At 45.9% G+C, this 11,812-nt stretch carries 11 protein-coding genes; 10 read left to right on the forward strand and 1 reads right to left on the reverse strand.

What is annotated here, in order from left to right; translation table 11 throughout:
- The first annotated feature begins 125 nt into the window (after positions 1 to 125).
- The 5 genes from NL645_RS13355 (at position 126) to NL645_RS13375 (ending at position 5,766) form a co-directional block, all read left to right on the forward strand.
- Entirely contained in the window at positions 126 to 1,949 is a 1,824-nt protein-coding gene (locus NL645_RS13355; protein WP_225462072.1) for a sensor histidine kinase, read from the forward strand.
- A 25-nt stretch (positions 1,950 to 1,974) separates the two neighbouring features.
- Positions 1,975 to 2,577 (forward strand): response regulator transcription factor, encoded by a 603-nt coding sequence (locus tag NL645_RS13360; protein WP_047010025.1) that lies wholly within the window; start codon positions 1,975 to 1,977, stop codon positions 2,575 to 2,577.
- Positions 2,578 to 2,678: 101 nt separating this feature from the next.
- Positions 2,679 to 3,077, forward strand: a complete 399-nt coding sequence (locus NL645_RS13365) for a hypothetical protein (protein WP_253651830.1) — start codon at positions 2,679 to 2,681, stop codon at positions 3,075 to 3,077.
- Positions 3,078 to 3,142: 65 nt separating this feature from the next.
- Positions 3,143 to 5,254, forward strand: a complete 2,112-nt coding sequence (locus NL645_RS13370; protein WP_253651831.1) for a protein-disulfide reductase DsbD — start codon at positions 3,143 to 3,145, stop codon at positions 5,252 to 5,254.
- On the forward strand, positions 5,251 to 5,766 hold the full coding sequence (locus NL645_RS13375) for a protein disulfide oxidoreductase (RefSeq protein WP_041852915.1): 516 nt from the start codon (positions 5,251 to 5,253) through the stop codon (positions 5,764 to 5,766). Before NL645_RS13370 ends, NL645_RS13375 begins: the two co-directional genes overlap by 4 nt.
- A 49-nt stretch (positions 5,767 to 5,815) precedes the next feature.
- On the opposite strand, the gene NL645_RS13380 is transcribed toward NL645_RS13375, so the two are convergent.
- Positions 5,816 to 6,349, reverse strand: a complete 534-nt coding sequence (locus tag NL645_RS13380) for a hypothetical protein (protein ID WP_253651832.1) — start codon at positions 6,347 to 6,349, stop codon at positions 5,816 to 5,818.
- A gap of 376 nt (positions 6,350 to 6,725) precedes the next feature.
- Between NL645_RS13380 and NL645_RS13385 the strand changes: the two genes are divergently transcribed.
- The 5 genes from NL645_RS13385 to NL645_RS13405 all read left to right on the forward strand — a co-directional run bounded on the left by NL645_RS13385 (position 6,726) and on the right by NL645_RS13405 (position 11,811).
- Positions 6,726 to 7,538: a TIGR02594 family protein gene (locus tag NL645_RS13385; protein ID WP_046874446.1), complete on the forward strand. Its 813-nt coding sequence runs from the start codon at positions 6,726 to 6,728 to the stop codon at positions 7,536 to 7,538.
- Positions 7,539 to 7,540: 2 nt separating this feature from the next.
- Positions 7,541 to 7,975, forward strand: a complete 435-nt coding sequence (locus NL645_RS13390) for a hypothetical protein (protein ID WP_052708172.1) — start codon at positions 7,541 to 7,543, stop codon at positions 7,973 to 7,975.
- Positions 7,976 to 8,202: 227 nt separating this feature from the next.
- Positions 8,203 to 9,336: an efflux RND transporter periplasmic adaptor subunit gene (locus NL645_RS13395; RefSeq protein ID WP_253651833.1), complete on the forward strand. Its 1,134-nt coding sequence runs from the start codon at positions 8,203 to 8,205 to the stop codon at positions 9,334 to 9,336.
- On the forward strand, positions 9,329 to 10,600 hold the full coding sequence (locus NL645_RS13400; RefSeq protein WP_253651834.1) for a TolC family protein: 1,272 nt from the start codon (positions 9,329 to 9,331) through the stop codon (positions 10,598 to 10,600). Before NL645_RS13395 ends, NL645_RS13400 begins: the two co-directional genes overlap by 8 nt.
- Positions 10,597 to 11,811 (forward strand): ABC transporter permease, encoded by a 1,215-nt coding sequence (locus NL645_RS13405; RefSeq protein WP_253651835.1) that lies wholly within the window; start codon positions 10,597 to 10,599, stop codon positions 11,809 to 11,811. Before NL645_RS13400 ends, NL645_RS13405 begins: the two co-directional genes overlap by 4 nt.
- Position 11,812: the final 1 nt, after the last annotated feature.

Consider the following 11,812-nt stretch of genomic DNA (forward strand, 5'->3'; position numbering starts at 1 on the left):
GCACCGCGAGGCTTATATTGTGGATTTCCACATACCCAGATCAAACTTGATCTAAAACAAATGTGGTTTAGGGAAGGTAGCTGTTATTCTTGTCGCACTCTTTTGACGGAACGATTCGACTCATCATGAAAAAAGCACTGTGGCTTCAGCTTTGGATTCTTTGCTTGGTTGCCTTGGCATCTTTGGCTCAGGGTGCTGTTTCTGAACAAGCAGATCTGCAAGAGCAAAAGGCAGTGCAGCCAGAGGCCAAGCAGAAAGTCGAAGTGGGCGTGTTAGCGATACGTGGTCATCTTTATGCTGAGCAGAGATGGCAACCGACCATTGATTGGCTCAATCAGCAAATTTCTGATGTGCATTTTGTTCTTCATCCCCTTAACTTGGATGAAATGGGCCAAGCGGTGAAGTTTCAGACGATGGACTTCATCTTAACTAACCCTGGTCAGGCAGTGCGATTGGGTAGGCAATACGCGCTATCGTGGATGGCAACGCTAACCAGTCGAGCGCCGCAAAATTCGAACTACGGCATTGGTTCGGCGCTGGTGGTTCGAGCCAATTCAAGCTATCAAATATTGCAAGATGTCTCAGGGCTTCCTGTTGCGGCTGTATCAGAAAAAGCCTTTGGTGGTTACTTAACGTTGCGCTATCAAATCGTGGAAATGGGTCTTAATCCGAACGATTTCTTTGCTGATGTCCGTTACCTCGGCTTTCCTATTGATGCCAACCTGTATCAATTGCGTGATGGCAATGTGGAAGCCGCTGTCGTCCCTGCTTGTTTATTGGAACAGATGCAAAATGAAGGTCTGTTACAGCAAGGTTATTTTCGAGTCCTAAATCAACAGCTAAATGAACATTCTTCGTGCGCTGTTTCTACGCCGTTATATCCAAACTGGTCCTTTGCCAAAACAGAGCGTGGCTCAGCTCAGCTCGCCAAACAGATTGCGCAAGTCTTGCTTGCTATGCCGCCAGATCACCCTGCGATTATTGCGGCAGGCGCGTCAGGTTGGACGTCACCCGTCAGCTTGCTGAGCATCGACAAACTTTATCAGGCGCTAGACCTCCATCCGTTGCAGCAGCCTTGGTGGCAAGAAGCATTGCGCTGGCTGCGTAGTCATCAGGAATGGGCGTGGGCGCTGTTCATTTTTGTGATTGTATTGAACGCTTACCACTTTTGGCTTGAGTATCGATTTAGCAAGAGTAAGCAGGCGTTGGAACAGACATCGTTACGTTTAAAAGAGAAAAGTGAACAGTTAGAGCATTCACAAAGAGTCGCGATTGTCGGTGAAATCGGCACCAGTCTTGCCCATGAACTCAATCAGCCATTGGCGGCCATTCGCAATTACAGTGAAGGCGGTTTACTTCGCTTGGCCAAAAAACGCCCTCATGAAGATATTGTCCCTGTGCTTGAGAAAATACAGGGGCAAGTTGAACGAGCAGATGCAATTATTCAGCGCTTAAGAACGTTGATCCGCAAGCGTAGTGTCGACAAAACGTCGTGCGATCTTCAAGTACTCATTGATGACACGATTGAGTTGCTCCATTTTCGAATGCAGAAGCAAAATATTTCGATTGTGACCAGTATAGAAGGGAACGTCCGTTCGGTAGTTGTCGACGCTGTGGGCGTTCAACAGGTTTTAGTTAATGTGATCAGTAACGCGATTGATGCGTGTACTTTGTTCCAAGAGAAATATCACTCGTCAGGTTATCAAGGTAAAATTGCCCTGCATAGTGACTACCAAGTCAATCAACTTTCCATTCGAGTATTGGACAACGGTACAGGGTTGCAGCAAGAGAATCCAACTCAAGCGTTTGTGAGTAGCAAAGAAGAGGGGCTCGGGCTGGGGTTAGCCATTTGTCGTGATGTAATGGAAATGCATGGTGGCGAGTTTCTCATCAGTTCGACAGCGCCACATGGCTGTTTGGTTGAGCTCGTGTTTCCATATCAAAACTAATCTGAACTAGGCATAGGAGCATTCAATGAGCAGCGGTGAAAAGCAGCTACCTGTTTTTGTAGTCGACGATGATGAATCGGTGCGTGACTCGCTCGCTTTTATGTTGGAAGAACATGACTTCAATGTCACCACTTTTGCTGATGGGCAGTCTTTCCTCGATGAGGTGGACGTTCAGCAAGCGGGGTGTATCATTCTTGATAGTCGAATGCCAAATCTTCGTGGTCAGCAAGTCCATCAAATTTTAAATCAAGCCAACAGTCCCTTGGCCGTTATTTACCTGACCGGACATGGTGATGTCCCGATGGCGGTCGATGCATTACAAGCTGGCGCGGTCAATTTTTTCCAAAAGCCAGTCAAAGGAGATGAGTTGGCACAAGCCATTTTGCAGGGGCAAGTGCAGTCGGCTGCAAACCTTGATATGGCGGCGGCAAAATCGGCGTATGAATCGCTCACTCCCCGAGAAAAAGATATTTTACGTTTGATCATCGCAGGCAAGCGGAACATTCGAATTGCGGATGAGCTTTGCATTGCAATGCGAACGGTTGAAGTACACCGCGCCAACCTATTGAAAAAGTTCTCAGCGAAAACCGTCGCAGAGTTGGCATATATTTATGGCAAGCTAGATTAGAGCTTAGTGAGTGACGCTTCTTAATGTTATTTGTGGATACAACTTGAGCTTTATGACGACTCGCGTATTATCTTCTTCGTTCCTACTTTATCTGAATTCTTATGAGTTTATTGACTAAACGACATTACACACCACATAAACGGGTGAAATGGCTACTAGCGATTATTGGCTGGGTGGTTATCGTGTGTCTGATGCAAAATTCAGGTTTTGCATCATCATGCTCTATGAAGTACGAGACGGTATCGCCTGCTGTTTCACTTACTGATGAGGGGTCGAGCGTCAAGTCGATTGATGCTAACGAAACCAGCAAATGCGAATTGTCTGAAAAGCTAATTCAATTTTCTCAACATCAACTCGATACATTTATTGTTGTTCTGTTTGTCGGTCTTTTGGTGTCGGCAATTTGGTTGTGCAGTGCCTATATTGGTGCGCAACATTGGACGGAACCGATAGGCCGTAAGTATCGAGTCCATCTGACTTTCTGTGTATTCCAAGAATAAAAACGTGCTTTCTGACCAATAAAGTCAGCGATTTAGCACATTTGTTTTTATTATTAGGAATTACTATGAATCAAATTACCAAACTGACTCAGTTCGCGTCTATGTTCTTTATGACGCTGGCGCTGAGTTTGTTCTCTCTGAATATTTCAGCACAAACTACCGATACCGGTTGGATGACCAACCCGCAACATCCTCCAGTGCAAACGCGCTTTGTACTAACGGGTCAACAAGATCCGCAAGCCAAAACACTTACAGGTTATTTGGATGTCAAGTTAACCGGAGACTGGAAAACTTACTGGCGATCGCCGGGCGAGGGTGGTGTCGCGCCATCGATAGATTGGCAAAACTCGCAAAACCTGAGCAAGGTTGATTGGCAATGGCCATATCCGCAAAAGTTCGAGTTATTGGGCATTGAGACTCTCGGTTACAAAGGCGACACTTTGTTCCCAATGACGCTGCATATCGACGATATGTCGAAACCCGTCACGATTGATGCAGTGCTCACGCTTTCTTCCTGTACGACGATTTGTGTGCTGACGGACTACCAAATTCAATTGACGTTCTTACCCTCTGAGCTGAAAGTGGACGAAGACGTGATGTTCAGTTACGCCCAAGCGGTGAGCAATGTTCCTCAATCTTCGCCTTTTGTTGAGGTCACGCAAACAAATTGGGATGCGACTCAATCCAAATTACAAATCAAACTAAAGAACACGCAAGGCTGGCAAAATCCTCAAGTGTTGGTGGATGGTGTTGGTGATGCGATTCGTGACTACAGCTTCAAGTTGGATGGACTTCAGCAAGAAGGTGATATCGTCACAGCAAATTACTCGGTTGATACCTGGCTGGGTGAGGTAGAGCTTAATGAACAATCGTTATATGTTTCTATCAAAGATGATAACTTGCTGGTCGAAGAGGTAACACAAGCACAAGCAGGAGCGGTTACATCGTCACTGCCAACTACCTCTTTAGCGAGTATTTTCTTATTTGCACTGTTAGGCGGTTTGATTTTGAACATCATGCCGTGTGTGCTGCCTGTATTGGGGATGAAGCTCAGCAGTATTGTGGCTGCGCATGGTGTAGAGCGCCGTCAAATTCGTACCCAGTTTATCGCTTCTTCTCTGGGGATTCTCACTTCGTTCTGGCTGATAGCTGGATTCATTTTGGTGTTGAAGCTTACAGGTAACGCGATCGGTTGGGGCGTGCAGTTCCAAAGCCCTTGGTTCCTAGGATTGATGGTACTAGTCACTGCTTTGTTCGGTGCCAATATGTTGGGGTTATTTGAAATCCGTCTGTCATCGGGTACCAATACATGGCTCGCATCGAAAGGTGATAACTCTCTAGTGGGTCACTACGTTCAAGGTATGTTCGCCACTTTGCTTGCGACACCTTGTTCCGCACCGTTTTTAGGCACTGCCGTTGCTTTTGCCTTGGGCGCGGACGTATTAACGTTATTTGCAACCTTTACAGCATTAGCATTGGGTATGGCACTGCCTTGGATCTTAGTCGCTGTGTTTCCAAGTATCGCGCTAAAACTACCAAAGCCCGGTCCATGGATGAATGTCGTTAAGATCGTGTTTGGCATAATGATGTTGGCAACCAGCGTTTGGCTACTTTCATTAATGGCAAATCATGTACCGATGTTATGGATTGCACTCATCGCTGTGGTTGCTTTTGTAGTAATGATGGCAAGAGTTAAGAAAGTGTATGGTGAGAAAGCACTTGCTGTATCGGGGACCGCATCGTTAGTGTTGATAGCTGGTGGCCTGTTACTTGGTAGTGTCACTGCCGACCAATGGGCGACACCGCTTCCTGAGGACTTAGCGTGGCAGAAGCTTTCTAATTCAGCGATTGAAGAGCACGTCAATAATGGGCGAGTGGTGTTTGTTGATGTGACTGCGGATTGGTGTGTCACGTGTAAAGCGAACAAGATCGGCGTGATCTGGCAAGATCCTGTCTACTCATTGCTGCAAAGCCCTAATGTGGCGACGTTAAAAGGGGATTGGACGCATCCGGACGGCTCGGTAACGGACTTTTTACGAGCTCATGGGCGTTACGGTGTGCCGTTTAATATCGTCTATGGCCCGGCGGCGCCACAAGGTATCCCGTTACCTGTGATTCTGACTGATGATGTTGTTTTAAGCGCGGTGAAACAAGCGAGTGGGGGATCCATTCAATGAGTTCGACAAAGCAGCGTAGAACAGTCCGATATTGGCTCGTTCAAATCGTACAGATGGTGCTCATTGTCACCGTTATTTCTATCGCGATGGATTGGTATCGCACCAAAGATATTCCCAAACAGGAGGCACCACCATTGAGCTCCGTATTGAGCGATGGTGAATACTTCGATGCAATCGCACAAAGTCATGAACAACCTGTCGTTGTTTATTTTTGGGCGACTTGGTGTCCCGCTTGTAAATTTGTAAGCCCAAGCGTGAGCTGGCTGAGTGATGACTATGCCGTAGTTGGCGTTTCTGGCTCATCGGGACCGAATGAGCGCGTGGCGCAGTTTATGCAGGCAAAAGAATATCGTTTTGAAAACATAAACGATCCTTCAAGCGATATTATGCGTGAATGGAAAATTAGCGTGACTCCAACCATTTATATTTTAAGAAATGGTGAAGTGACCTCTATTACGACAGGCATCACAACGCCGATAGGAATATTGGCGAGAATTTGGTTGGCTCGATAACGAAATAAAAATCCGATATTCAAAATACTGAATATCGGATTTTTTCTTTTTATTTTCTCGCTCCAACGGGAATCATAATGTGTGCGTATGGAGTGCCTTTCCACATCACGTATGGGCCACCATAACTTGGATCGGTTGGTAGAGAGTCGAGCAACGCTTGGTCTGGCGTAATAATCATCAAGTGTGGTCCTTCCACAATCCATTGATTATCGTCCGTCATCCCTTCTGCAAATGGGTCGGTGTTACTGGCACCGCCATCACCCGCTAACATGTAAGAAATACCTAATGCTTTGGCTTGGAAAGGTTTTTTGTTCATCCAAGCGTCTGCCCATTCCATCCAAGGACCATCCATACACATTGGCGCTGTGCCTTCCAATTGAGGTGGCGTTGGGAAGCAAGTGTCTTGGCTAGAACCTTTTTGAAGAACGTTATTGTTCCAGTCCATCACCGTTACTTTATCGCGAATAGTCGGTGGTGCAGCACTCAGTGCATCTTCTAAAAGTGCTTTTGAATCATCGGCTGCGAATGCGCCAAAAGCGCAGCTGACCGAAACAACAGCAGTTAAATAAGGAGTTAGTTTCATAAATTAAACCTCAAGTTAATACAACATGAGAATTTGAGCACTTTAATTATAGAATGATATTAAAAATAAGAACCATTATTTAAATGGAAAATAATAAGCGATAGGTTTGTTATGTTAATTTAAGTGTTCTTTCATATACAGTTTATCGTCTACTAATACGTGTAGTTTAAAAACATCCGGCTGTTCTGCTTTGAAGCGTTACCAAAAGATGCTAGATAGGTGTTTTTAGTGATATGAGCTGAGTTTATTTGTAATCTATATTTTCAACACCTAATTTCCCTCGTATGGCTAATCGTATAAAAAATATTTCATCTTTATTGTTGCCACGCTAAGGCGTACTTTCTTAAGTATATGATTAGCTATAAAGGTAATGAGAATGGGACTAAAAATCCGTGGTTCTGTTGGTATAAATGGCACTAACTCTAAAAATGATGTTAAAGCAGTTCAACAATTTTTAAATGATAACCAAAAGAGAATAGGGTTTACCCGACTGTTGGTTGTTGATGGCTCGTTAGGGCGGAGCCCTCATTTATCGAAAACAGTAGAGGCAATAAAAGTGTGTCAGCGTAAGCTGCTTTATATGGTAAAGCCAGATGGTCGGATTGATGTAAATGGTAGAACTCATCGTAAGCTCAATGGATTACCAACCTATAGCTCAGTGAAAAATGATCCTCATGATGCTCAAAAACTAGTAACCAAAGTACCTTGGATGAAAACAGCGTTGGGAGAAATTGGACAAAAAGAAGTTTCAGGCACTAAGGCCAATCCAAGGATTTTAGAGTATTTTACAGCATCTAAGTTCTGGGGCACTGATGACTCTGGAGGTCAAAATGCTTGGTGTGGTTCGTTTGCCGCTTGGGTTTTTAAACAACACGGAATCACTCCAGTAAAAGAAGCTTATCGAGCAAAGGAGTGGAAGGGTTTTGGTAAAAACATCTCAGAACCTATACATGGAGCTCTAGGGATTAAATCGAGAAAAGGTGGTGGGCATGTTGCTTTTGTCGTGGGAAAGAGCCCTGATGGTAGGCATTTGTACATGTTAGGAGGAAACCAAAGCAACCAAGTCAATATAGCAAAGTACTCTATTGATGTCTGGGACAAGTTCGTAGTACCGAGTAACTACGATGAAACAAAAGGTACTTTACCTGTATATACAAAAGGCTCTGCCTTAGCAGGAACGGAAAGTTAAATATGAAGAAATTTATAAGTTTGCTAGGCTGTGTAAGCTTATCAGCTTGTGCTTCACAGGGAGTGTACTCTCAGAATGAGGTACTCAAAGATGCGATAGTTCAAACGCCCTATTCTGCAGTGGTGAAAATTACAGGTTTTGAAAAGTTTGCTGAACACGAGGAAGATGTTCTCTTTAAAGTTCAAGCAGAAGTGATTCAGAAACTTCGTGGAGACGTTGGGTCTGAGATTACTTTCAGTATGTATGGCGAGCTAGGAGATGAGCCCAATATACACAATGATCCTGTCATTCTCACACTATGTCGTGATAAAGATACATATTATTGGCCTGGAACAGGGGCTGAGTTTGGGGCTAATCAAGAGAATATATTAAACGCTCAAGAAACAGCTGCTCACTTGGATACAGAGCAGCGCCATTTTGCACATTGTTCAGAATGAAATGGATAGCGGTTGAAACGAGCGGTTACAGAGCTTGTTAGTCGCCATCGTAGACAGCGTCTTTGCTGAATGATTCGTCGAGGTTTTTTAGTCTTTGATTGTCAGAGGCGACTGACAAAACCATACCAACTGTGACAACCAAACCGCTATTAAAGCAGGATATTATTCCTTCAACTTTGTGTTTTAGGAGTAGTCATTAGACTACCCAATAATTGTTGGAATAAATAATGACGAAACGTTGGCTTGTCTCCGCTGTGAGCATCGCGCTGCTCGGCGGTGGTACGTATTTCTATCTCCAATCTGCTGCTCAACCAGAATTGCTGCCTACATTGATTGTGGAAAAAGGCACGATTGAAAAACAAGCGGTGGCTGTTGGTAAAATTGTCCCTGCACACTCTGTGTCTATTAAGTCACAAATCGACGGTATCGTCGGTGAAATTTACGCGAAAGTTGGTGAAAAGGTGAAGCAAGGCCAGCCGCTGATCAAAGTGCGTCCAAACCCAACCCCCCAAGCATTAACGGATGCATCGGCAGAACTCATGCGTAGTGAAGCCGATCTGGAATCCGCCAAACAAAAACTGTCCAACTTAGAAAGCTTGGTCAAGCAGGACATTATTCCAAGTAACTACGACGAATACGTAAGTGCGCGCTCGGCAGTCAAATCTGCGCAAGCGGACGTATTGCAAAAGCGCCAGAATCTCGAACTCATCCGCAGTGGTGAGGCGTCTATCGGTGATGCGCGTTTAACGTCGACGATCTACGCGCCAATTGATGGCACGGTACTCAACCAGAAAGTTGAGGTCGGAGAGCCGATCATCTCGACTCAATCAAGCCAAGCCGCGACTGAAATGATGTCATTGGCCGACATGAACAGTCTGATTTTTAAAGGTAGCGTCAGTGAGCATGATGCTGCGCAGTTGTCTCCGGGAATGCACGTTATGTTGACGGTTGCGCCTTATCCTGATGTGGCGATTTCTGGTGTGCTAACCAAAGTGGCGATTCAATCTGAGAACCTTAACTCACCAGAAGGCAACGCTTCGGCAAAAAGTTTTGATAACGGTTTTGAGGTTGAAGTGGGAGAACTCAAGATCCCACAAGATGTGTTGCTTCGTTCTGGTTTTTCATCGACGGCTCAAATCATTCTGAAGAAGTCTGAAAACGTGCTCACTCTACCGGAGCGCGCTCTGCAATTTGATGGTGACGCACCGAATGTTCTGATCCCCGACAGCTCAGAACAAGGGTTTCATAAACAACCTGTGAAACTCGGTCTGTCAGATGGCATCAATGTCGAAATGCTTGACGGCGTGGAGCTTGATGAAGAGGTTATCGACAACAGCATGATGGGAGCGGCGCATGGTTAAACTGCAACGATCAAAAATCGCCTTTGCATTGTTGGCTTCCATGCTCAGTTTGCCGACCTACGCAATTTCTATTGAACAAGCTTGGCAACAAGCAAAGCAGAACGATCCAAATTACGAAAAAGCGAAAATCGGCGTCCAGCTTGGCGAGGTTGGCGTACAGAGTAGCCGCAGTGCGTTATTACCGGGTTTAAGTGCCAGTGCGTCAGCGGACTGGAATGAGTCCTCAAGCCATTCCAACAGTTACGGCGCGACCTTATCTCAAACTATTTGGGATAGCAGTTTGTGGTCGGAACTGGATCAAGCGAATGCCAATTATCTCAAAGCACAGTTAGAGCTATCTCAATCGCATAACGAGCTTGCGCAGAAGTTGCTCACCGCTTACCTAGATGTGGCAAGCGCACAGGGCGACCTCAAATTGGCGCAGTCCAAGCTGGAGGAGGGGAAGGAACTTCTCAACATCATTGAGAAACGCTATCGAGCAGGCAAAGTGAAGTCGGTTGATGTTGAAGAGATGCGAGCGAATCAAGTCTCTGAGCAAGCAAGTATCCTCAATGCAAAAGCCGATCTCGAAGTGAAAAAAGCAGAGCTTGCGGCGTTAATCAATCAAATGCCGGAGAGTGTCGACCAAATTCGAACGGATTCTTTAATTCAGCCGCCGATGCAGGTGGACTCTCAGGAGCAATGGCTAAAGCTGGCGAAAGACAGCAGTCCAGAGCTGTTGGTGGCGGCGCAGATGGTGAAAGCGAGCGAGTTCGCGAAAGATTCAGCTAAAGGTGGATACTACCCGACCGTCAAAGGCAGTGTGGGCTACAGCGATGGTGACAATCGTTCAAACGGCGAGTTTAACGCTGGGATTAGTTTGAGTTTGCCGATTGACCTCAATGGTGCAGTGCGAGCGAAAGTGGACGAAGCATCGTTGAACATTTTAAGCGCCAAGCAAGATATGCGTAGAGTGGAAATTGATATTCAGAAACGAGTTATTCAGCAGTTTACGCAGGTCGATATCAACTGGAATCAAGTTTTGATAGCGAACGAGCTGGTTGAGTCGCGCGCCAGAGTGTTGCAAAGCAAAGAGAAACTTTACGACGCTGGCCTGCTTGAAGTGTCGGAAGTTATCAGCGCACACAACAGCTTGTTTGAGGCGAAAAACAGTCTGCAAACCAACTTGTACAGCTACTGGCGCAAGAGAATCGGCTTACTGCAAACCGCAGGGAAACTCGATGACGATACCATGGCGTTGATCTCTCGAGCTTTTCATTCATGAGCAGTCTATTGCAACAAACTTGGCAAACGTTGATGGCGCACCGCATGAAGAGCGTGCTGGCCATTATCGCGATTGCTTGGGGCGTGATCTCTGTGGTGGTGTTAATCGCACTTGGCGAAGGCTTTTATCGCCATCAGACCCAGTCGTTTTCATTTATGATCAACAATGTGCAAGTGGTGTTTCCGTCGAGTACCAGTAAACCGTGGCAAGGGTTAGCTTCAAGACGACAAATTGATATTCCACAAGAAAAAGTCGACATGATCAAACAGTCGGGCTTCGTGCAACAGGCGTCAAGCGTTTACGCCAAATGGGATGCGAATATCACCAATCTCAAAGGACAGAACTTATCGAGTACGGTTAGCGGTATTGATACGTCTTACTTTCCTTTAATACAACGCAAGCTGCAATCCGGTTCGAGAAACCTGTCACCAAGTGATATGCAAAACCACACTCTCGTGGCGGTGTTAGGCGATCAAATTGCGCAAATGGGCGGAATCCAAATCGGGGATAGGCTCAAAGTCAACGGCATTCCGTTTTTGGTGATTGGGATAACCGTCGGTGAGGACACTGGCATTTCATTCGGCGATAGCCGCACGGTTTTCATTCCTCAAACAACGTACCGCGATTTGTGGGATGCGAAACCTTGGATGGTATTGATGAAGCCCAGAGACGGGATGGATGCACCGTCGTTTCGACAAAATATCGTGAACTTTTTCGCCAAGCAGCTTCATTTTGACCCAAGTGATAAAGATGCGGTCGAATTACCCGATTTTAGTGAAGGTGCGGCGGTCATCAGTGGAATTTTGCGTGGCATTCAGATTTTTCTCGGAGCGAGCGGTGCGATGACCATGGCGGTCGGTGCGCTTGGCGTTGCCAACATCATGTTTTTATCCGTCACGGAGCGCACGCGTGAAATCGGTGTGCGTTTGGCGATCGGGGCGACTCAAAAATCCATACTCAGTCAGTTTATTCTTGAAGGGCTTATTTTGGTAGCTGTGGGCACGGCATTAGGTCTGATGTTTTCGTATGCAGTGGTGTCTGTCCTAAGCAGCATGGCATTACCGGAATGGATTGGTTTGCCTGTGATCACGCCAGATTCCATTGCTTGGTCTTTACTTGTGACACTTATCTTGGCATTGATGGCATCGTATTTCCCAGCAAGGCGAGCATCGCGTCTCACGCCAGTCATTGCTTTGAGTGCGAGGGCCTAGT

Source organism: Vibrio sp. Y51_MX_L26 (genome assembly GCF_024181935.1).
In the GTDB taxonomy this organism is placed as follows: domain Bacteria; phylum Pseudomonadota; class Gammaproteobacteria; order Enterobacterales; family Vibrionaceae; genus Vibrio; species Vibrio diabolicus.

Coding starts and splice junctions, on each gene's coding strand:
- NL645_RS13380 (WP_253651832.1), bottom strand. CDS start 6,349: ATGAAACTAACTCCTTATTTAACTGCTGTTGTTTCGGTCAGCTGCGCT.
- NL645_RS13365 (WP_253651830.1), top strand. CDS start 2,679: ATGAGTTTATTGACTAAACGACATTACACACCACATAAACGGGTGAAA.
- NL645_RS13405 (WP_253651835.1), top strand. CDS start 10,597: ATGAGCAGTCTATTGCAACAAACTTGGCAAACGTTGATGGCGCACCGC.
- NL645_RS13370 (WP_253651831.1), top strand. CDS start 3,143: ATGAATCAAATTACCAAACTGACTCAGTTCGCGTCTATGTTCTTTATG.
- NL645_RS13360 (WP_047010025.1), top strand. CDS start 1,975: ATGAGCAGCGGTGAAAAGCAGCTACCTGTTTTTGTAGTCGACGATGAT.
- NL645_RS13395 (WP_253651833.1), top strand. CDS start 8,203: ATGACGAAACGTTGGCTTGTCTCCGCTGTGAGCATCGCGCTGCTCGGC.
- NL645_RS13385 (WP_046874446.1), top strand. CDS start 6,726: ATGGGACTAAAAATCCGTGGTTCTGTTGGTATAAATGGCACTAACTCT.
- NL645_RS13400 (WP_253651834.1), top strand. CDS start 9,329: ATGGTTAAACTGCAACGATCAAAAATCGCCTTTGCATTGTTGGCTTCC.
- NL645_RS13375 (WP_041852915.1), top strand. CDS start 5,251: ATGAGTTCGACAAAGCAGCGTAGAACAGTCCGATATTGGCTCGTTCAA.
- NL645_RS13390 (WP_052708172.1), top strand. CDS start 7,541: ATGAAGAAATTTATAAGTTTGCTAGGCTGTGTAAGCTTATCAGCTTGT.
- NL645_RS13355 (WP_225462072.1), top strand. CDS start 126: ATGAAAAAAGCACTGTGGCTTCAGCTTTGGATTCTTTGCTTGGTTGCC.